General features: G+C 36.6%; 15 protein-coding genes. 9 read left to right on the forward strand and 6 right to left on the reverse strand.

Going from position 1 to position 22,177, the window contains the following annotated elements; all coding sequences use genetic code 11:
• Positions 1-103 precede the first annotated feature (103 nt).
• Positions 104-655, reverse strand: a complete 552-nt coding sequence (locus GTH24_RS19955) for an NADAR family protein (protein WP_072070510.1) — start codon at positions 653-655, stop codon at positions 104-106.
• A gap of 1,063 nt (positions 656-1,718) precedes the next feature.
• Positions 1,719-2,416 (reverse strand): IS1-like element IS1B family transposase gene (locus GTH24_RS19960; protein ID WP_095033700.1). Its coding sequence is split into 2 segments (ribosomal slippage): positions 1,719-2,167 and positions 2,167-2,416, totalling 699 coding nucleotides; the frame shifts between segments, so codons are not numbered across the junction.
• A 380-nt stretch (positions 2,417-2,796) separates the two neighbouring features.
• Here GTH24_RS19960 and GTH24_RS19965 point away from each other — a divergent pair.
• The 9 genes from GTH24_RS19965 (at position 2,797) to GTH24_RS20005 (ending at position 15,959) form a co-directional block, all read left to right on the forward strand.
• Positions 2,797-3,195: a hypothetical protein gene (locus GTH24_RS19965; protein ID WP_072070509.1), complete on the forward strand. Its 399-nt coding sequence runs from the start codon at positions 2,797-2,799 to the stop codon at positions 3,193-3,195.
• Positions 3,196-3,366: 171 nt separating this feature from the next.
• Positions 3,367-5,487 carry a UDP-forming cellulose synthase catalytic subunit gene (gene bcsA, locus GTH24_RS19970; protein WP_164526887.1) on the forward strand — a complete coding sequence of 707 codons (2,121 nt, stop codon included), beginning with the start codon at positions 3,367-3,369 and terminating at the stop codon, positions 5,485-5,487.
• A gap of 2 nt (positions 5,488-5,489) precedes the next feature.
• A complete protein-coding gene (gene bcsB, locus GTH24_RS19975) occupies positions 5,490-7,841 on the forward strand; it encodes a cellulose biosynthesis cyclic di-GMP-binding regulatory protein BcsB (protein ID WP_072070507.1) in 2,352 nt (783 codons plus the stop codon).
• Between the two features lie 11 nt (positions 7,842-7,852).
• On the forward strand, positions 7,853-11,554 hold the full coding sequence (locus GTH24_RS19980; RefSeq protein ID WP_164526888.1) for a cellulose biosynthesis protein BcsC: 3,702 nt from the start codon (positions 7,853-7,855) through the stop codon (positions 11,552-11,554).
• A gap of 15 nt (positions 11,555-11,569) precedes the next feature.
• Complete coding sequence (bcsD, locus tag GTH24_RS19985) at positions 11,570-12,040, forward strand: cellulose biosynthesis protein BcsD (protein WP_164526889.1); 471 nt, start codon at positions 11,570-11,572, stop codon at positions 12,038-12,040.
• 39 nt (positions 12,041-12,079) lie between these two features.
• A complete protein-coding gene (locus GTH24_RS19990; RefSeq protein ID WP_072070504.1) occupies positions 12,080-12,991 on the forward strand; it encodes a sensor domain-containing diguanylate cyclase in 912 nt (303 codons plus the stop codon).
• A 167-nt stretch (positions 12,992-13,158) separates the two neighbouring features.
• Positions 13,159-14,118 carry a UTP--glucose-1-phosphate uridylyltransferase GalU gene (gene galU / locus GTH24_RS19995; RefSeq protein ID WP_072070503.1) on the forward strand — a complete coding sequence of 320 codons (960 nt, stop codon included), beginning with the start codon at positions 13,159-13,161 and terminating at the stop codon, positions 14,116-14,118.
• A gap of 72 nt (positions 14,119-14,190) precedes the next feature.
• On the forward strand, positions 14,191-15,219 hold the full coding sequence (locus GTH24_RS20000) for a glycosyl hydrolase family 8 (protein WP_072070502.1): 1,029 nt from the start codon (positions 14,191-14,193) through the stop codon (positions 15,217-15,219).
• Between the two features lie 311 nt (positions 15,220-15,530).
• Positions 15,531-15,959, forward strand: a complete 429-nt coding sequence (locus GTH24_RS20005; protein ID WP_072070501.1) for a TOBE domain-containing protein — start codon at positions 15,531-15,533, stop codon at positions 15,957-15,959.
• Between the two features lie 122 nt (positions 15,960-16,081).
• On the opposite strand, the gene GTH24_RS20010 is transcribed toward GTH24_RS20005, so the two are convergent.
• From GTH24_RS20010 to fdhE, 4 genes are all read right to left on the reverse strand, one after another.
• Positions 16,082-17,731 carry an LTA synthase family protein gene (locus GTH24_RS20010; protein WP_072070500.1) on the reverse strand — a complete coding sequence of 550 codons (1,650 nt, stop codon included), beginning with the start codon at positions 17,729-17,731 and terminating at the stop codon, positions 16,082-16,084.
• 108 nt (positions 17,732-17,839) lie between these two features.
• A complete protein-coding gene (gene selB, locus GTH24_RS20015) occupies positions 17,840-19,702 on the reverse strand; it encodes a selenocysteine-specific translation elongation factor (protein WP_072070499.1) in 1,863 nt (620 codons plus the stop codon).
• Positions 19,699-21,090: an L-seryl-tRNA(Sec) selenium transferase gene (selA, locus tag GTH24_RS20020; protein ID WP_072070498.1), complete on the reverse strand. Its 1,392-nt coding sequence runs from the start codon at positions 21,088-21,090 to the stop codon at positions 19,699-19,701. The genes selB and selA overlap by 4 nt, the downstream gene beginning before the upstream one ends.
• A 15-nt stretch (positions 21,091-21,105) precedes the next feature.
• Positions 21,106-22,026: a formate dehydrogenase accessory protein FdhE gene (fdhE, locus tag GTH24_RS20025; protein WP_072070497.1), complete on the reverse strand. Its 921-nt coding sequence runs from the start codon at positions 22,024-22,026 to the stop codon at positions 21,106-21,108.
• Positions 22,027-22,177 lie beyond the last annotated feature (151 nt).

Raw genomic sequence — 22,177 nt, forward strand, 5'->3', positions numbered from 1 at the left:
CTACCGTGCCATTTCTATTTCAGTCAATATTTAAGTTATCTCTACTGCTTATATACACTAGGTAAAAAATAACAGTGATTGGTGACAGTTGAGTTTTTTTTACCTATTGATGACTGCCTTCCATTAAAACACTACGTACTTTCATTAGAGCAAACCCTAATAAATTTAATCCATTCCATAAAAGGGGATTACTGATCTCTTTGTCTTGTTCACTTAAACCTACTCCCCATATCTTATCAACGGGGCTTGCTTCCACAAGCACACGATTGCCTGTGGAAATTAAAAAAGTACCCAATGCATTATTTTGAGAAAATTTGGCGATATTGGCTCGAATAACGATATCCATGCGTTGTTGTTCCCAAATTTCTTGGCTAAATCCTTTTACTTCTCGACCAAGTGCTTTAGCTGTACCTGGATTTGATGTTGCAATAATACGCTCTCGTATTTCTATATCATTAAAAAGCTTTGCTTTCTCAGCCATCATATAGTGTTCAGCACTGATATAACGAACATCATCTAAGATAAAAGGTGCTGGATACCATTGGCTAAAGCAACTTTTTGTGACTTCATTTGTTTTACTTCTGTGTCCCCAAAAGTAAACAAATTTTATTTTCTTACCTGTACGGAAATCTTTCTTTAATTGTTCTAAATCCATTTTCTTTCCATTATCACGAAGGCTTTTTGTTTATCTAATAAAGATAGCATAGAAGTAAAGAAGGATAGAGTGCCTTTTTGTGATTCTGTGAGTAGGTGAAGCGATTCCGCTATTTGATCATATTGATATAATTAAATGTCTTATTTTGATTGTTTTCTATCAAATGATAAAAAAAATAGAACTTAAACCCGTAGGATTGTTCTTAAAAGAAAACATCTAAAAAGTATATTATTTTATATGGTTACATAAAAAGATTGTCTCAAAACGACATCATCTTATTAGTATAAAGATGTAGTTGATTAAGTATTTTTAATATAAAAAAATATAATTATTGGTATTTATACTAATTATCGGTATATATAACTATTGTTTTGATTATTTAATATAAAATTCAATTGGTTGGGTTTATTGTGACGTGTTTTTTCATTGTTACATTTATAATTTGAACTAAATCACGCTTGTTGGTTTGTTAAGCTAAATTAACAATATTGTTTTAGGTATAAAATATAACTCAAGTTAATTATCCTGAAATACAGGTTATTCTTAGTAGTATTTACTATAAGTAAATAGTGATAATACTCATAATTAGATAATCTATTTTTGTCTATTTTACTAGGGTGTTTTTTCTAAAACTTAATCAACTCTGATGTATTTAATTTTTTTTCAATAAAAATAGCCCATCTTAATATGATAAAAAGCAATAAATTCACCTTTTGAGTGTAAAAAAGAAATCATTTTTGATAATGATCAATATGTATTAATAATATTTAACATTTTTTCTGCTCTTTTTTAGAGAATAAATTTAATTAAAATATGAAGATTTTTTTAATTTGATCTTGAAAGGTTCTTTAGTTTTTAGAGTAAATAATATTACTTAATGATTATTTTAGAATTTTATTTTTATAAAATTTATACAAATTGTTATTAGTTAATACTAGTTATTATCTGGTTTTTAATCGTGTTTTTTTGGGTAAAAAAGACGCTATTTTTGATGATAACAATAAATGTTAAATTAAGTAGAAATACCCGTTTTTTGGAAGTGAAAATGGGTAATGACTCCAACTTATTGATAGTGTTTTATGTTCAGATAATGCCCGATGACTTTGTCATGCAGCTCCACCGATTTTGAGAACGACAGCGACTTCCGTCCCAGCCGTGCCAGGTGCTGCCTCAGATTCAGGTTATGCCGCTCAATTCGCTGCGTATATCGCTTGCTGATTACGTGCAGCTTTCCCTTCAGGCGGGATTCATACAGCGGCCAGCCATCCGTCATCCATATCACCACGTCAAAGGGTGACAGCAGGCTCATAAGACGCCCCAGCGTCGCCATAGTGCGTTCACCGAATACGTGCGCAACAACCGTCTTCCGGAGCCTGTCATACGCGTAAAACAGCCAGCGCTGGCGCGATTTAGCCCCGACGTATCCCCACTGTTCGTCCATTTCCGCGCAGACGATGACGTCACTGCCCGGCTGTATGCGCGAGGTTACCGACTGCGGCCTGAGTTTTTTAAATGGCGGAAAATCGTGTTGAGGCCAACGCCCATAATGCGGGCGGTTGCCCGGCATCCAACGCCATTCATGGCCATATCAATGATTTTCTGGTGCGTACCGGGTTGAGAAGCGGTGTAAGTGAACTGCAGTTGCCATGTTTTACGGCAGTGAGAGCAGAGATAGCGCTGATGTCCGGCGGTGCTTTTGCCGTTACGCACCACCCCGTCAGTAGCTGAACAGGAGGGACAGCTGATAGAAACAGAAGCCACTGGAGCACCTCAAAAACACCATCATACACTAAATCAGTAAGTTGGCAGCATCACCGTGAAAATGAGTAAAGCTTAAATTTTTACGCTTTTTTTGATGTTGTATTTTTGATTGAAATAATTATACAATTTAAATTAAATAATCATTGCTCTAAATTAGATGGTGTTTATTTGAAATTAAAAAAGTCAGTATTTATAAGATTAATTTACCCTACATAGCTGATGTTCATTAATTGATAGTTTAATAAGAGTTTAAATGTGGATTTATAAATATATATTTAAACTTATTTTAATTTTATCTCTAAGGATCACACACTCTTATTTTGTATGAGCATCAATTCATTGAACAAGATTTTAAGTGCTGTTATTAAAGGGGCCACACTATGTATGATGATATAAGTAATTTAAAAGATAAGTTTCAGGAGGATGCTTTTGCTTTTCAAGAGTTTTCTTCCTCTGTAACACAAGATGTTGATAATAAAATAGAACCAATAATTATAAGTAATAAAGATAATAATAAAATTAGTAATTTAAGTAATAATACGTTTTCAGAAACTTCACTTTCTGTGAAAAACGAACTAAAACAACCTATTACTGTTTCGCCAACTCCTTCTTATCACCAGGATGCTTTAGTTGTTAAAGCAAAGAAAGACAATTTAATTAAGAGTAAGAAAAATTTGTTAGCAGATAATAAAATATTTGATAGCAAAGAAACAGATAGAGTTCATGCACATGAAAATATATCACTAAAAGATATATTGTCATTTATTGCCTCTGTTTAATTAAAATAAGTAACACTCTTTGTATAAATAAATAATATTGACTGGTGTCAATCTTTAGCCATTGTTATTTTATTTTTTAAGCTAGGTTTATTTCTTTTCGATATCTATTTATATCGACGGGCAACCTTTGTCTTAAGAAAAGATCTATGGCGATAACAAAGGTATGGGTTTATGAATAAAATATTTAAAACATTAATTACGGCTTTCTTATTGATAACAATGTTTTCACTCATTGTTATGCCAATGAGTGCCGAACAACAATATATATTTGGTATTATCAATATATTGTTGTTATTTGTTATCGGCTTTAAAAAATCAAAAAAACGATTGTTAACAATGGTTTTTATATCGTTGTTGATGTCAACACGTTATCTTTACTGGCGTGCAACAAATACCCTTAATTTTAATACAAGTATTGAAGCTGTTTTAGGTAGTGGCTTATTTATGGCTGAGATTTATTCTTGGATTATTTTGGTCTTAGGATATTTCCAAACATCATGGCCATTAAATAGAAAAATAGCTCCTTTACCTAAAGATATTTCTCAATGGCCAACCGTTGATATTTATATACCAACATATAACGAAAGCTTAGATGTGGTACGTGATACGGTTTTAGCTGCACAGGCTATCGATTACCCTCAAGATAAAATGAAAGTGTATATCCTAGATGATGGTAGTCGTGAAGAGTTTAAACAATTCGCTGGTGATGTGGGCGTAACTTATATTGAACGTGAAGTTCATGATCATGCCAAAGCAGGTAATTTAAATCACGCAATGGGATTAACTGATGGTGAACTAATTTGCGTTTTCGATTGTGACCATATTTCAACACGTATTTTCTTGCAAGCAACGGTCGGTAGCTTCCTTGAAGATCCTAAATTAGCGCTTATTCAAACACCTCACTATTTCTATTCTTCAGATCCATTTGAACGTAATTTAAGTGCAGCTAAAGATGCACCACATGAAGGCGCACTTTTCTATGGCCCAGTACAGCGTGGTAATGACAACTGGAATGCGACATTCTTCTGTGGCTCATGTGCGGTTATGCGTCGTAGTGCGCTTGAAGAAATCGGTGGTATTGCTGTTGAAACAGTAACAGAAGATGCCCATACAGCACTGAAATTACAGCGTCTAGGTTGGAACTCTGCATTTATTGATATTCCTTTAGCCGCAGGTCTTGCAACAGAACGTTTAGCATTACATGTTAACCAACGTATTCGTTGGGCGAGAGGAATGACACAAATATTCCGCGTTGATAATCCCATGTTAGGCCGTGGTTTAACATTTCCTCAGCGCCTATGTTATCTCAATGCAATGCTTCATTTTCAGTACGGTTTGCCTCGCATTATCTTTTTGACTGCGCCGTTACTGTTTATGTTATTTAACCTCAATATTATTGCTTCATCTGCTAGCATGATATTCGCCTATGCATTGCCACATTTAATCATGTCGGTTTATGTAAACTCAAAAAATATCGGTAAATATCGTTATTCTTTCTGGGGTGAAATTTATGAAACTGTCATGGCTTTTAGCTTGGTTTTACCTACGCTACTCAGCTTAGTTTCACCAAAATTAGGTAAATTCAACGTAACAGATAAAGGTGATTTACTAGATAAAAGCTATATGGATTACCTCACTGTACGCCCTTTGATTATTACTGCTCTCCTTTTAATCACAGGTATTTCATGGGTCGTTATTCGTTATTTATTAAACGATTTCCAAGGTATTGATCCTCTGGTTATTGTTTTAAACCTGACTTGGGCAACTTACAGCTTATTTATCATTCTTGCATCGATTGCTGTCGGTAAAGAGACTCGCCAAATTCGTAAACATACTCGAATTAAAGCCTCTCTTCCTATTACATTGCATTTTGATGATGGTGCGGAATTAAGTACTACCACTGAAGATATTTCAATGGGTGGAGTTCGTATCGCAGTGAATAAAATGGCGGAATTACGCCAACGCAATGTCACATCAATCACTTTAAATGTTCAACGTGATGAGGTTTCAGTTCCTGCTGAAATGGTTAGTTTAGAAAACAATCAATTACGCCTTGAATTTCTACCTATCAATTTAAATGTTCGCCGTAAATTAGTGCGCATTATCTTTGGTCGTGCAGATGCATGGATCCATCAAACGGATTACAAAGATAAACCTTTTAAAGAATTGGCAGGTATTACGCGTTGTATTTTTGAATTGTTCTTTGGTCGTCGTCAAAAAGTAAAACCAGTAGCAACAAGAACCAAAGCAAAAACTTCACTCTCTGTGCAATCTATTAACGGAGATGACTAAGCATGAAAAAGAAACTGACATTAATGCTAAGCCTGACTGCTATAGCGATTGCGAGTATTAACTTATCTCAAGCTGCGACAGGTATGTTAGAACTCGGCGGTGAAATTTTACCTGACCCGACTTCTTATACTCAATCACCAGTGCAACAAAATGCCAATAATCCTATCCGAATGGCAGATGTAGCATTATCAGAAGCTCGTAATATCGAAGAGCAATTAACGTTGGCACAGATGGGAAATCCATCGCCTATCGTATTATCAGGAAGAAGACTACTTTCTGGTGTGACTTTTAATATGGCTAATGATTTATTTATTGATAGCGCCACACTAACAATGAAAGTGAAAGCATCTCAAGGATTAGTTCAATCAGATCAAACACTTCATTTAATGTTAAATGGTCAACCTATGGGATTTCTACCGTTAGAAGAAGGTGGGCAAGAGCATGAGTATGTTTTAGAAATCCCCGAAATGATGTTGACGAATGTGAATAATCTGAGTTTCCGTTTAGCAAGTCGTGATGCATTAGATGAAAATCAATGCACACCACCATTAACTGAAGGGCTTAGTCTCGTTATTTCACCTGATTCATCATTAGATTATCGAGGTCGTTGGATTAATGGCGGGTACAGTCTGGAACGATTGCCCCTACCGTTCTTTGATCCCGACAGAATGACAGCGACCTCGTTACCTATCATATTGTCTGATAAACCTGACGATGCAGAGGTAACTACAGCTGCGATTGCAGCATCATGGTTTGGTAGTTTTAGTCATGATATTAAGCAAGTTGATTTACCGGTTCTAATGAACCAATTACCTGAAAGTGACGGTATTTTAGTTGGTTACTCAGGACAAACTATTGCAGGTATTACTTTACCTTCAGGAAATAGTGGGCAATTAACGATTGTTGATAACCCCGTTGATCCAGTTTTCAAATTATTACTGATCAGTGGTGATAATGAGAAATCATTACGCCAAGCAGTATGGGCGCTAAATAACGGTAAATTGCCACAAAACGATCACTTAGTTGTGCCTTCTCAAACATTGGCTGTGCGAAATGATTACGATGCACCACGTTGGTTGAATACCAATAAACCGGTCACATTGGGTCAAATTGCTAATGGTAGTGATGATTTCTCGCGTCAAGGTATTAACCATGCGCCGAATCAGTTTTCATTTCGTGTCTCACCCGATCTTTTTTGGTGGGATGGTGATGCGTTACCTTTAGAATTGAAATATGTTTTCCCTCATTCAGATAAGCTTAATAGCCGTCGTTCTTCATTGATTGCTTCTTTGAATAATCAATTCTTAGGTGCGCTATATCCAGCACGTTCAGAGCCTTTAGGCATGTTAAGACAATGGTTAGGTATGGAGAGTGAACAGCAAAATAGCACCCTCTATTTAAACCCTCGTCAAATTTATAGTCAAAATCAATTGCAGTTTTATTTTGATTTACGTGAGCCGGATGATTCTCCTTGTATTTTAACGGATGGTAGTAGCTTGATTAGCCAAATTGACCCGCAATCAACGCTACAATTTAAAAATACTTGGCACTATTCAAGAATGCCGAACTTGGCGTATTTTTCAGGGGCTTCATTCCCATTTAGTCGCCGTGCTGATTTTTCACAAACTACACTGCTATTACCTGAAAATCCGACAACAGAAGAGCTTTATACCTTAGTCAATTTAATGGCGAGATCAGGTTATTCCACGGGTACACCGGTTTCTCATACTTCTGTTTTCTTAGGGGCTAAAGCGCTAGAGAAAAATAACCTTTCTCAACAAGATATATTAGCAATTGGCTCATTAAGCAGTGACGGTTTTTTACCCGCTCGTTTTTCACAACAGGCATTCTCTTTTTTAAATAAAAATATCGAGATCAAATCACAGTCATTGCTTGAAAAAGCGAAAGGCTGGATTGCGGGTGATTATTTATCTCAAAGTGGTGATGCAGCTAATTATCTCTCTTCCATGAACAACTGGCGTGGCATGGTGAGTTTTATCTCACCTTGGGCGAGCGATAGAGTTGTCGTATTAGTGACTGCTAAAGGTAATGATTCGATAAAGACCATTATCAACGATTTAAATTTAGCTGAAATAAATGCAGCCATTAAAGGCGACATCACTCTGATTAGTGGTAAAGACACAGTAAGAAGTTTCCATTTAGGCGAACACTTCTCTCAAGGTGACTTACCTTTATTACAACAATTTCTTTGGTATAGCTCTAGGCATGTGTATTTGCTTGGTCTTTTAGCTGTTGGTTTTTGTGCGTTGACGGGCTTAGTGACTTATTACTGGTTACAACGTCGTTCAACTCGTCGTTTACATCAGATATCACAGCATCGTTCAGGTAAATAGGAGTATATGGGATGAAAAACCACGCACTTAACATCATCGTTAAAGTTATTTATGCTGGTTGTATTTTAGGCGCTTCAAGCCAAGTACAAGCCACGGCGAATGATGTAAATACAACAGCTACTGATCCAAATATTGTAAGCTCTCTTATTGAACAAGCTAATTATTGGCACGGTAGAGCGCATGATGCGCGTGCAGTAGAAGCACTGCAAAAAGTGTTGATTATGGAAAGTAATAACCAAGACGCTTTATATTTAATGGCGTTCTTTACAGCACAGCAAGGGAATGAAAAGCAAGCGACCTATTGGCGGGAAAAACTTGCACAAGTCGCACCGCAAGATCCACGTATTGATGGATTAAAGAACATCCGATCATCACAATTTAGTGATCAACAATTAGGTTATGCCAGGGAATTGGCAAAGAAAGGGCAGCATGAAGAAGCGATAAAAGCGTATCAACGTTTATTTGTTAGTAGTGAGCCACCAGAAACACTGGCATTAGAATATTATCAGACTATGGCAGGTGTGCCTGCAATGTTGCCACAAGCTATTTCAGGGCTAAAACAACGAGCTGCATTAATGCCTGATAATAAAGAAACACAAAGAGCGTTAGGGCTGACGCTAACTTATAACGAAGAAACTCGTCGTGAAGGGATAACAATTTTAGGTAATGTTTCAGGCGATGAGTCAGCAAAAAAAGGCCTTCGCCAAGCACTGTTATGGCTGAATGTCCGCCCTGATGATGAGGTGTTATATAAAACCTATTTACAAGCAAATCCGAATGATAAAGCTGTTGCTGAACATTTCCAAGGCGCTATTCAAGGTAATGCACGTCAAGCTGGTTATACCGCTTTAAATAAAGGCAAATTGAAAGAAGCAGAAGGTTATTTTAAACAAGCATTAGCAGCAGATAATAATGATGCACAAGCATTAGCAGGGTTAGGTTATACCGCATTACGTTCGGGTGATTTAGCAACAGGTCAGCGCTTATTAAATCAAGCTGCACAATCAGGTGGCGAGCAGGGCAGTAAATGGAAGCAACAAGCGGAAGATGCTGGTTTCTATGCACAACTACGTGATGCGCAACAACGTGCTAAACAAGGAAATATTCAACAGGCACTTGATAAATTAGCACCTTTAACAGGCGCATCAGGTGAGAAAGGATTATCCGCTAATTTGCTACAAGCTGATTTATTACGTAAACAAGGTAATTTACCTGCTGCGCACCAATTATTAGCCGGTCTTTATCAACAAAATAGTCGTAATGAAAAAGTCATTTCAGCTTACTACTATTTATTGGTTCAGGAAGGACAAAATACGAAAGCAGAGCAATTACTGGCTCAACAATCAGCCTCTTTACGTCAAAAACTTACCGCAAATACAGATCCTTCAGAGACATTACGTCGTGAAGCACAAAAAGCGTTAGAAAATGGTAATCGTGTTCAAGCAAGACAATTGCTGACACAAGCACAACGTAAAAATCCACAAAATAACTGGGTTTATCTTGATTTAGCTCGTTTAATGGCTGCAGATGGTGATAGTACTGGCGCAAAAAATATTATTTCACAATTGCAAAATCGTAAAACAAGAGACACGGATTACGTCGCTTCTTTATTTTATGTTGAGCAAAAAGAGTGGGATAAAGTTTTTAACTTGCTAAGTAGTCATAACCAACAGACAGAAGCTGAAAAAGAGTTATTACAGCGCGCTCGTTTTCATCGTCAACTTGCGCAAGCAGAGCATTATCGCCAAGCTGGTAATCTAGTTGCTGTACGTAATACCTTACGTCCTTTAATTAACCAAATTGCTGATTATCCAAATGATGTAGGTGAATTAGCGGAACGATTGGTAAGCAGTGGATTAAACGATGAAGCGTTGCAGTTAGTTGAAAATGATATTGCCAAAGGCACTAAAGGATCTGTAGGTAACTATGCAGGTCATATCAATGTTCTCAATGAATTAGGTCGTTATACACAAGCATCTAGCTTGATTAATGATCCGGCATTGCAACAAGAAACACCAATTGTTGAGAAGAAACGCTTAGAGGTAGCTACCAAAGTTGCGCAAGCTGATAACTTACGTGAAAAAGGTGAAATTAAAGCGGCTTATGACACATTGGTTGTCGCGTTAAAATCATCCCCTAACGATCCTGATTTATTAATGGCATTAAGTCGTGTTTATTTAGCGCAATCTATGCCTGAACAGTCGGATAAAATTCTCTCTTATTTGGAAAAAGAGCAAGGAAAAGATACTAAATTAATCCAAGCTCAAATAGAAGTTGCATTAGCGCAACAAGATGGCCGAAAAGCACAGCAGCTATTGCAACAAATTCCGTCTTCTTCACAACCTGCTTATTTATTACAAGCAGCACAAATAGCGCAATTAAACGGTGAAAACCGTAAAGCTTTAACCTTGTTACGCAGTGCACAATGGCAAAACACTGATGATAGTGTATTGAATACATCTGCGGGTCAATTACGCGCATTAGAGAGCGATAATACAGCCATAGCAGGTTCTATCTATGAACGTAAAGAGATGGCATCTGTTCAACGTTCTATCCGTGAATTAGAAGAAAAAGTTTCACCATGGGTACAAGGCGGTGTTGCTGTGCGCCATCGCAATGGTGATAAAGGATTATCTAATGTCACTGAAATTTCTGCACCAATCAGTATTTCAAGTGTTCCAGGAGAAGAGTTCCGCTGGGAATTTAATGTAACTCCAGTTTCTATGACGAGTGGCTCAGTTTCTGGTGAGAGAGCAAATCGCTTTGGTACAGGACAGCTTCAACATGCTGAACGCTTTGCTAAGAATAGCGATAACCATGACGAGAAAAACAAAATTAATGCCGACGAAGCCGGTAGCCAACGTGCTTCTGGTGTTGAATTAGGACTGCGTTTATCTGACAAGAATGTCAGCTTTGATGTTGGCTCAACACCATTAGGTAAAGATACGGCAACGGTTGTCGGTGGTCTCACATATTCACCTAAAATTGGCCAAAATGGGCAATTAACACTGACAGCAGAGCGCAGAGCCATCAAAGATAGTCTACTTTCTTATATGGGACGCACCGATCCTATGACGGGTGAAAGCTGGGGGCGTGTAACACGTAATGGTGCCAAAGCTCAATATGCTTGGGATGATGGCAAAGTTGGCGCTTATGTCGGGGGCGGTTTTTATAACTATGAAGGTAAAAGTGTTGCGAGTAATGATGAAGTGAAAGCATGGATGGGCTCTTACGCTAAGTTCTATAAAGATGACCAGCAAGAGGTGAAAGCCGGTGTGCATGTTGATTATATGAACTTTAGAAATAACCAAAATAACTTTTCATTAGGGCATGGTGGTTACTTTAGTCCACAAGATTATGTTTCTGTCTCATTACCTGTTGCTTATACCCGCCGTTTTGAAAAAGGTGAAGTGTCCTTAAATGGTGCAATAGGTATACAAAGTTACAAACAAAAAGGCAGTGATTATTTTCCAACACATAGTTATATGCAAGACGCCTTAAATAAACATAACGCGAGCGATCCTCGAATTAAATCTCGTTATGAAGAAAAAGACGAAACAAATATTACTTACAGATTAGGTTTAGACGCGAAATATTATTTAAATAAAGAAACCGAGTTAGGTGTCAGCTTATCGCATGATACATCCGGTGATTATGCTGAAGATAATATGTGGTTACACCTAAAATATACTCCAGACTTTCTGTCTAAATAATTAAGGAAACAAACAATGAATAAGCATGACAGTGATATCTTACAATTACCTTTTGAAAGCGGCTGGCAAGATCTAACTCAATTATTATTTTTTCAAGTATTAAATGACAATGATATTTCAACTGCCGAAAGTAATTTAAGAAATATTGGTAAAGATATTGCCTTACGCTACCCTTTACCAGAAAGTGAAAATATTCAATTACTTGAATCACATATTAATCGCGTATTAACGTTATTCAAATGGGGTTTTGTCACCATATCTCCTGCAATGAGTGAGCTTTTATTAGTGCACTGTGCATGGCCTCATTTTACGCAAAGCCAAGATGACGTTCAGTGGCGTGTTGCAAGTGCTGGTGTATTAGAAGGGTTATATGAGGGGTGGTTAACTCATCAAGGTGGTAATGCAAAAATGCAAGTACATCGTCAATCTACTGATGCTAAAGATGTCTTTATTTTTCGCTATGCACATAATTCATCAGCTGAATAATAATATATATGCTTTATTGATGAGCATCGGAGGTCAAAAATGAATGAAATGATATTTAATGATGATAATTCTAAATGCTTATTAATAAAGCAGTTTACTAATAATGTTTTTATGATGTTAGTAACTGATATTAATGGCACTATAGTTTATGCTAATGAAAAATATTGTGAATTTAATAACGTTCATTTTGAAAATATAAAAGATAAAAAATACAACTTGTTTTATTTAATTGATAAGAATCAAATAAATTATTGTGTAAACGGTAATAATGATAATAAAGGTGTTTATCGATTAGAAGCAAAGAGAAATAATGAATCTCAACAAGAAGTATGGGAAGATATTAGTATTATTCCTGTGTTTGATAAAGATAATTTAATTTCTCATTATGTATTTATTAGTTTGGATATTACTGATAAAGTAGAGTTAAGAAATGAGTTATTTAGTAAAAGCTATATCGACTCATTAACCGGAATATCAAATCGATTAAGTATTGTTGAAAAAATTGAAAATGAGCGATTAAATATTTCACATCCATCTTCATTTTGTCTTGGTATTATTGATTGTGACAAATTTAAAGCAATTAATGATCAGTTTGGGCATCATGCCGGTGATAAAGTATTGTGTGAAATATCAAAGCGATTATCACAATTAGAAAACAGCGAAGTTTATTGTGGCCGACTTGGCGGTGATGAATTTGCTGTGCTTTTCCCTAAAGGATTACGTTCTTGTTCAGTGATTCTATTAGAAATAATAGAATCACTTTGGAAATCAATGGAAAAGCCAATAAATATTAATTCAGACTATATGTTAACGCCTTCTATTAGCTTAGGTATTGCCGAATATCCTAAAGACGGAAAAACATTATCTGAATTATTAAAATCTGCAGATGAAACACTTTATTCCATAAAAGAAATGGGTGGTAATAAATACGGATTTTATTCTGGGTTTTAAATAGAAAATTTTTAAATAAAGATATGAAAAATAATATTATCTCTTTTTAATTAAAGGGAGGTAACTATATATTTTAAATGTATCTGGTTTTTATAATTAAATATAAGTGTAATTTAAAATAATACTAAATATTAGTTTTAGATAAATATCTATTAGAGGATTTTATTATGATGAAAGCTGTTATCCCTGTTGCTGGATTAGGTACTCGTATGTTACCTGCAACGAAATCAATTCCTAAAGAAATGCTGCCTATCGTTGACCGCCCTTTAATTCAATATATTGTTGAAGAGTGTGCTCAGGCTGGTGTTGAGGAAATTATTTTAGTCACTCACTCTTCTAAAAATTCAATTGCGGATCATTTTGATACCAGCTTTGAATTAGAAAATATGCTTGAACAGCGTATTAAAAATAAATTATTAGAAGAAGTACGTTCAATTTGCCCTGAAAATGTCAAAATTGTACAAATTCGTCAAGGTCATGCATTAGGTTTAGGTCACGCTATTTGCTGTGCGCGTCCTGTGATAGGCGATAATCCATTTATTGTTTTACTACCAGATGTTTTATTGAATGCACACTATTGTGATCCTAAACATGATAATTTATCAGCAATGATCAAACGTTTTGAAAAAACTGAACGTAGCCAAATCATGGTTGAACCAGTACCAATGAGTCAAGTGCAACAATATGGTGTTGTGGATTGCGAAGGCGTTTTCTGTCCTCAAGGTAATTGGGCTCCTATTCGTCGTATCGTGGAAAAACCAAATCCAGAAGATGCACCATCTAATCTTTCTGTAGTAGGTCGTTATGTTTTCTCTTCAGCTATTTGGGAATTATTGGATGGTTTACCAGCAGGCGTTGGTGGTGAAATTCAGTTAACTGATGCGATTGATTTATTATTGAAAAAAGAAACGGCTGAAGCTTATACCTTAGTGGGTAAATCTCATGACTGTGGTAATAAGCTGGGATATATGAAAGCCTTTGTTGAATATGGTTTACATAATTCCGTTTTAAAAGAAGAGTTCGCTTCTTGGATGCAGGATTTTTGTGAAAAAACATTGTTACCCAAAACCGAAGTCATAGAAGAAGACGAAATTAATGAAGAACAAAAGATAGTTGCTATCTTTTGAGTTACCTTGAAATAACATGTAATGTGCCGACCGAAATCAGATAACGGTCGGCAATATCAGGAGAGAAAGGCAATGTCTTTTGGGCACTTATCTCGTTGTAATTATCTGTTTTTTACCTTTTTTATTTTAGGTTTGTTGCTTATGGTTTCTCCCTCAATACAGGCAGCAGATACTCAAACCGGATGGCAGCAGTTTAAAGAGCGCTATATTAAGGATGACGGGCGCGTTATAGACAGCGCCAATAACAATATCTCGCACTCAGAAGGTCAAGGCTATGGGATGTTGATGGCGGTAATGAGTGATGATCGTGAGACATTCAATAAGCTGTGGCGTTGGACGGCGACCTCTCTTTATCGAGGCGATTTAGGGTTGTTTAAATGGCGTTATGAACCTGAAAATAATGAACATACCCCTGATCCTAATAATGCAACTGATGGTGATATTTTAATTGCGTGGGCATTATTAAAAGCGGGTGAAAAATGGAATGATGAAAGTTATCTTTCAGCCTCCGATTCTATTCAGCACGCTATTTTAGAGCATACCTTAGTTAAAACAAAAAACTATACCGTATTACTACCGGGTATTAATGGTTTTAAAACACCGGAAGAAATTATTATTAATCCATCTTATTTTATTTTTCCAGCATGGAAAGATTTTTACCGTACAAGCAAAGATATTCGTTGGAAAGCGTTAATTAATGATAGCCAATCTTTGCTAAGAAATATGCGCTTCGGTGAATATCAATTACCCTCAGACTGGGTGAGTTTATATCCTGATGGAAAGATAGAGCCTAGCGAAAAATGGCCCGCACGATTTAGCTTTGATGCAATACGTATTCCGCTTTATTTAGCTTGGGCACATGATGAATTAGCTTTACAACCCTTTGTGCAATATTGGCAACAATTTGATCGTTATAAAACGCCAGCTTGGGTCAGTATTGATGGCCAAGAGCGTGCGGAATATAACCTCACACCAGGTATGATGGCGGTGAGAGATTTAACGATGAAAACCCCTATTGAAGATGTCGATTTAAGTAAAGATACGGATTATTACTCTTCCGCTTTACATTTATTAGCGACATTTGCTCAGAATGGACAATAAGTCTTTTTAATTAAGATTATAGATAGCTTAAATTACCTTTAGCTAACAGGTTAATTAAGTTATCTATTTTTTTATGGCAATAAGGATAAAAACAAAAAAGATATAACTTGCTGAATTTATTTCTATTAATTTGCGAGGTCGTTATTTATTTTTGCTATTTCTATTTATTTATAACATTATGTTTTTAAATAATAAATAAACTTTAAACCATGATCTAAGAATAATTTATTTAATGGCATTTATGATAAAATTACCTCAATGACTTGATAGTATTATTTATATAATTTCTCATCAATAATAGAGGTGGATAAATGAAAGTTTCAGCACGCAATCAATTAGTTGGTAAAGTTATTGATATTATTGAAGGTGCCGTTAATAGCGAAGTTATTTTATCGTTAGCGCATGGTGAAAAACTGGCCACAATTATCACTAAAGAGAGCTGTGATAGTTTAAAGATCAAAAAAGATGGTGAAGCAATCGCCATTATTAAAGCACCATGGGTTGTTTTAGCGCTCCCTGATTGTGGTTTGAATTTTTCTGCACGTAATCAGTTTGCAGGAAAAGTGACTCAAATCGCGCAAGGCGCTGTAAATTCAACGGTGCATTTAGAAACAGTAAAAGGCTTAGAGCTGACTGCGGTTATTACAAATGAAAGCTTACAAGAAATGAAATTGGCAAAAGGCAGTGATGTTTTAGCATTAGTGAAAGCATCTAGTGTGATTGTTGCAACACGTAAATAATAGTATCCAATATTTTGGATAAACAGTTTTAAGATAAAAAAAGAGGCTAGATAACTAGCCTCTTTTTCGTTGATATTAATCAGATTTATAATCCCGATCATCCATTATTTAAGTGACAAAAATTAATCATCAGCGACACCTGCAACTTTCAATTTGTCGTAAATATAATTTTTATAACTATTAATTAATTTTTCGTCTTCACAGTCATTTAATTTACCTTCACATAGGTGTCGCATTTGAATATTGGCTTTATAGAAAGGTGATAATGGTAAACGTGCGCGCTCCAGTATCATGCCACCTAAGAAGCTAATATCCGTTAACTCACCCGTTGAAAGTGATGCACCTTGCGTTAGGTTGTCTCTCAATGTGAATTGAGTGATATGTGCGGGGTTAGTAAATGGTGACTGGTAATTATTTAACTCTATATTAGGTTGATGATCACCAAAATAAAGAAACATTGTCGGTTTTTCTCTTTGGGCGACAAAATTGGAAAAATCTTTAATTGCCGGATCACTGGTAATTATTTTTTCCATATAGTGGCTAAATTTACCTGGTGCATTACTGCTTTCTGTTTGACCCGTAATTTGATAGTCATCAGTATGAGATTCATCATAAGGGCCATGTTCATACATCGTTAATGAAAATATAAACAAAGGTTTATCTGTTCGTTTTTTAAGAACTTCTTCGATATAACCTAGCATATCTTGTGTTGATATTTTCCAAAGATTTTCTTCCAAATGTCCAGGATAACCTAACTCTTGAGGTTGGATAATTTCATCAACCCCCATTTGCTCATAAGCATAACCAGCATGATAAGCACTACGATTAAATGGGGTGAGTAAAACCGTGTAATAGCCTTCAGCTTTGAGTTGGCGAAATAAACTTTCATTAAGATTATCGACAACAAAATAGAATACCGAGTTCTTACGGGCACCAAAATCGTCAGTATTTAATCCTGTTAAGATGGAAAACTCAGAAAGCCAAGTACCACCACCAAAGGTTTGTACTCGTAAAGGACTTTGAGCACTCACACCTTCATCTTTTTGGAACATGAATAAATCAGGTAATGCGAGATCTTTATTAAATTGATAAATGGAAGGATTAACCGTCGATTCTTGTAATAAAATGATGATATCGGGCTTTATTTCAGTTTGTGTCTCAGGTAATGCCGTTTTATTTGCTTTTTCAAGGAAATAGTCAGCACTTTCTTTAAAATAAGGGGGGTGGTATGTAGTTTGGTAACCGGACATAATCAAATTAGTAACGGTACCTCGGCCACCAGGTAATGTACCTTCCCATTCAACTTGCCACTTTTCAACAGTAAAATGGATGGTAATGACACCAACAACCATTAGCAGTAAGCTACTTACACGTAATGTTAGACGTGATTTTTTGGAAAAACGCCAAGCAATCAACATATTAATAAGAAGCCATATTAGCATTGCAATCAATGCCACACCGGCTTCCCAATAATGTCCTAATGTCCCTAAATTTGAACTGTCAAAGGCTAAATCAAAATCAGAGAACATTAATGTCTCTTTGTAATAATGGACTTTAAGTTGGTTAATAAACTTAGTGATCAGGAAAAGCGTACCAGTTGTAATGATCGAAAATAAAATACGTCCTGATAAAATAAAGAAAAGAGAAAAAAGAATAAAATAAGCACTCACAGAGAGTAGGACTGTATAAATAAGACTCGTTTTTTCAAAAACAATAAACAGAGAGCCAATAAAAATAAGTGCAAGGTAAGCACTTCCTAATAGTTTTTTCATATCTCTTCCGAGTATAGCCATAAAGAATAGGATTTAAATTTTACAAATATTGTAGGTGATAATTTTAATTAGACTGAATGGATGATTCAGTCTAATTATATTCTTTATTTAGAATAGCCCTTTATCTCGTAAAATATGAAGATCTTTTTTGCGCCGTGTAAAACCTGTACGGTCAAAATATTCTAGGATTTGTACTGCTAATTTACGTCCTACAGATAATTCATCACGAAAATCTGCTGCGGTGACACTGCCATTACTCTCATTATATTTCACAATAATGGAGGCAAATTTCTCTATAGATGCATGGGTATAGTAGCGATCAGCAATAATTGGGATAATTAAACCTAATTGTGCGGCCTTGCGTAATAATGAACGAATTTCTTTTTCATCCTTTTTCATTTCATTTGCAAGATCACGTACCCACCAAGGTTCAGATTGCTCAAAATAGACTTTAGCATATTGCCATAACGACTCTTGTTCTGGCGAAAAAGCAAGACCATGGGTTGGGAGGTGAAGCCAGCCCCGACTTTGGCTAATTGCACTCTCTTTTCGTAATTGATCAATTAGGTGATAAACCAACTCATCATGATAAGTTGGTAACGCCATGCGTTTTAAACGTGAACGCCCGACTCCCATTTGATCATTATGTTGTTGGTGATATTCCTCAAGAGTATTGAGTAATTTTTGTTTTGCATTATCAGCATTTTCTTTAGAAAGAATAACGCCAGCAACGTTAATTAGGTCAAATGTTTCTAGTAGCTGAGTGAGCGCACTTTCAGTTAATTGCTGAGCCCAAGCAAACTGATTTAGAGATAATTCACCTTTTGGTAAACATAACGCTAAATTGGCACTGACACTATCAGCATTATCAAGTTGATGTAGCCAAGCTAAGAACTCACTTTGTCGTTTACCTCTACGTGGCGAATGCAAATGTAAGACTTTCGCTGCGGCTAATGTACGTTGAGCACTAATATCACGTAAAATAAGCCTGTCGTTATCCACCAGCCAAAGTGGTTCATCAAGAATAAGTTCAGCTAATTGAGGTGTTTCGTTAGCATTATTTAAGAGCGAAACCCGGCCTGTAATATGGCGAGTACCATGATGAATATGTACAGGCTGCCAATGCTTTAAAGGTTCATCAGCGATTAAACTGACTAAGACTTTATGGGCTTGATAGTTAGGTTCTTGAGAGAGCAACCAATCGCCACGAGAGACACTATCTTTACTGATATCTCCAGTGATATTAATGGCAATACGATGACCAGCTCCTGCACTTTCTGCGGGTTGATTTTGTGCGTGTAACGCTCTGATCCTTACTGGTTTATCAGCACCTGTTAGCCAAAAAGTATCACCAATGGCTATTTGCCCAGCGAGGGCAGTACCTGTAACCACTAAGCCAGCCCCTTTAATACTAAAAACGCGGTCTATCGCTAAGCGAAAGCGTTTATGCCATTGAGGGTGTTGTTGTTCTTGTTGATGAAGGTTAACAAGATAGTCACGAAGCGCGGGTATCCCTTCGTTAGAAGGTGCTGAGGTGACAAAAATATCAGGTTGTTGCCAGCCTAAATTGGCCAATACATCAATTGTTTGTGATCGAACTTCTTCAATTCGTTCAGGCGTAACACGATCTGCTTTAGTCAGAATTACGGTAACTTGAGGACAGCCAGCAAGACGTAAAATAGAAATATGTTCAATGGTTTGAGCCATAACACCATCGTCACAAGCCACAATTAACAGTGCATGAGAGATCCCACCAACACCAGCAAGCATGTTAGAAAGAAATTTTTCATGACCGGGTACATCGATAAAACCGATAGACGTTCCGTCACCTTGACGCCAATAGGCATAACCTAAATCTATGGTCATACCTCGTTTTTTCTCTTCGGGTAAATGGGTTGTATCTACCCCAGTGATAGCTTGTATAAGTGTGGTTTTTCCGTGGTCTACGTGACCTGCCGTTGCAAAAATCATAGTAAAAGTGCCTGTATTAATGCATTTTCATCCTCAAGACAGCGCAGATCAAGCCACAGGCGACCATCAGTAATTCGACCGATAATAGGCTTTTCTAAATCACGCCAAAGTGCGGCTAATGTATCTAACTGGCTACCTTTTCCATCTTTTGCTTCAAAGGTAAGAGCTGCACTCGGTAAACTTTCAATAGGTAACGAACCACTGCCTATTTGAGACGCACATGAGGATATCGTGATATGGTAATTTTCCCCATAATATGCCTGAAAATGAGGCAATAACCGTTGCGCCATGTCATGAATTTCTGTTTGTGTCCTAGTTAACAAACGTAGTGTCGGAATTTCAACTACCATTTTTTCTGGTTGCTGATAAAGGCGTAATGTGGCGCCTAATGCTGCTAATGTCATTTTATCAACACGTAATGCACGCTTTAAAGGGTGGCGCTGAATAGCTTCAATCCATGTTTTTTTACCTAAGATTATTCCCGCTTGAGGGCCGCCTAATAATTTATCACCAGAGAAGGTAACAAGATCGATACCTTGTTGTAGATAATTTTGAGGCATGGGCTCTGAAGGTAAACCTAAAGTAGCTAAGTTAGTCATTGAACCACTGCCTAAATCGATAGCAGTAGGTAAATTCATCTCTTTACCTAAAGCCGCTAATTCTTCACCATGAACTTCTGCGGTAAAACCTTGAATAGCGTAATTGCTGGTATGAACTTTCATCAGCAATCCCGTATTTTCATTAATGGCGTTACGATAATCTTTAAGATGAGTGCGGTTTGTTGTACCCACTTCTTTAAGTGTGCAGCCTGCTTGTGTCATCACATCAGGGATACGAAAAGCACCACCAATTTCCACTAATTCACCACGAGAAACCACGACTTCTTTATTTGGTGCTACGGTTGCAAGCATCAATAAAACGGCGGCAGCATTGTTATTAACAATACAGGCATCTTCAGCCCCCGTTAATTCACATAACAAGTCTGCGATAGCGCGATCACGGTGTCCTCTTGAGGCACCATCGAGAGAATATTCTAAGGTTGCAGGAGAGCGCATAACTTGGCTAACGGCTTTGATAGCCGATTCAGCCATTAATGCTCGACCTAAATTGGTGTGTAAAACCGTTCCTGTTAAATTGAAAACAGGTTTAATTAACGATTTTTGTTGTAATGTAATGCGATTTTGTAATTCATTCGCCCACTGGTTATACCATGTAGGTAGGTCATTATCTTGGCGAATAATGATACGCGCTTCTTCTTGTAACTTTCGTAAATGCTCAGTAATAAATGTCTGACCATAAGAAGCAACTAAAGCCTGAATTTCTTCTTGATGCAGCAACTTATCAATAGACGGTAGCTGGCTGTAAAGTGAGCGCGTATCATTTGTCATACTAGTACCTAATTATTATTCATTTGGGAACAGGAATGGGTTAATGCTACTACGAGCAAATCCTTCTTCTTCCATTTTTGCATCAAGAACAATAGACGCTAAATCATCAGCGACAGCATCAACATTGGCATCTTTTTCTTGATATAAAATTTTCAGATAGCTTCCACAATCACCACAGCTTTCTGCTTTAACCGGAGCATTTTCACTGTCTAATGACCAGTAATTTAGTTTACCCGTTAGCTCACAGTTGGTGCATTTAATACGCACAACATGCCACTCGGTTTCACATAAATTACAATGTAAATAGCGTAAGCCTTGCGTTGTTCCGATTTGTACCATGCTTGTAACTGGCATACTGTTACAAACAGGACAGAATTGGCGATTTTCACCATATTCTGTTTTTGCTTTACCTGGAATATTAGAGGCCAATTGTGCCCAATAAAGGGATAATGCAGACCAAATAAAGACCGATTTATCCGCAGGTACTTTTGAATACTCATCATTAAGTAATGCTGTCGCCATCTCTTCTAATTCAGTTTCAGAAGCTTTAGACAGGTTTTCTAATGTGATAGTGACACTTTCAGGTACAACCGGACGTAATTCAGCAATAATCGAGGCTAATAAAGCATGCCAATGTTTACTACGTTTGAATGTTTTTTTATCTAAAGGTGCAATACCCGCTTGCTGTGTGAGAAGTGGCGCAAGATCAATGATTAATGGATTGTCATGGAGTGCTTTTTCTTGAGCTTTAGCAATTTCAGCTGCAAATTCAAGGTAGTTTGCAAAAGGATTATCTTTTGCAAGTGATTGAAAACGTTCAGCACGACGTTGATAAAGGTTTTTCAGATTAGGGAATAATACTGGTGGAATGAAACTAATACCTTTTTCTGATTGTTCTTTACCTAATTGCTCTTTAGGAACGATGCGAATACTCATAACGTTCTATCTTCCTATTATCTTAAATTTTATAGTGAATACCCACAGGGTTTGGCTTCAGAATAAATCAAATACAGACACGAAGCCATGACAGTGGGTAATAATAGCGTGATTTTATTGTTTTTTTACGCCTTAAAACCAGACGTAAATT

The sequence above is a fragment of the Proteus vulgaris genome (assembly GCF_011045815.1).
Classification (GTDB): domain Bacteria; phylum Pseudomonadota; class Gammaproteobacteria; order Enterobacterales; family Enterobacteriaceae; genus Proteus; species Proteus vulgaris_B.

Excerpts from the sequence above, each read along its gene's own strand:
- GTH24_RS19955 (WP_072070510.1), bottom strand. The coding sequence starts at position 655 with ATGGATTTAGAACAATTAAAGAAAGATTTCCGTACAGGTAAGAAAATA.
- GTH24_RS19965 (WP_072070509.1), top strand. The coding sequence starts at position 2,797 with ATGTATGATGATATAAGTAATTTAAAAGATAAGTTTCAGGAGGATGCT.
- bcsA (WP_164526887.1), top strand. The coding sequence starts at position 3,367 with ATGAATAAAATATTTAAAACATTAATTACGGCTTTCTTATTGATAACA.
- bcsB (WP_072070507.1), top strand. The coding sequence starts at position 5,490 with ATGAAAAAGAAACTGACATTAATGCTAAGCCTGACTGCTATAGCGATT.
- GTH24_RS19980 (WP_164526888.1), top strand. The coding sequence starts at position 7,853 with ATGAAAAACCACGCACTTAACATCATCGTTAAAGTTATTTATGCTGGT.
- bcsD (WP_164526889.1), top strand. The coding sequence starts at position 11,570 with ATGAATAAGCATGACAGTGATATCTTACAATTACCTTTTGAAAGCGGC.
- GTH24_RS19990 (WP_072070504.1), top strand. The coding sequence starts at position 12,080 with ATGAATGAAATGATATTTAATGATGATAATTCTAAATGCTTATTAATA.
- galU (WP_072070503.1), top strand. The coding sequence starts at position 13,159 with ATGATGAAAGCTGTTATCCCTGTTGCTGGATTAGGTACTCGTATGTTA.
- GTH24_RS20000 (WP_072070502.1), top strand. The coding sequence starts at position 14,191 with ATGTCTTTTGGGCACTTATCTCGTTGTAATTATCTGTTTTTTACCTTT.
- GTH24_RS20005 (WP_072070501.1), top strand. The coding sequence starts at position 15,531 with ATGAAAGTTTCAGCACGCAATCAATTAGTTGGTAAAGTTATTGATATT.
- GTH24_RS20010 (WP_072070500.1), bottom strand. The coding sequence starts at position 17,731 with ATGAAAAAACTATTAGGAAGTGCTTACCTTGCACTTATTTTTATTGGC.
- selB (WP_072070499.1), bottom strand. The coding sequence starts at position 19,702 with ATGATTTTTGCAACGGCAGGTCACGTAGACCACGGAAAAACCACACTT.
- selA (WP_072070498.1), bottom strand. The coding sequence starts at position 21,090 with ATGACAAATGATACGCGCTCACTTTACAGCCAGCTACCGTCTATTGAT.
- fdhE (WP_072070497.1), bottom strand. The coding sequence starts at position 22,026 with ATGAGTATTCGCATCGTTCCTAAAGAGCAATTAGGTAAAGAACAATCA.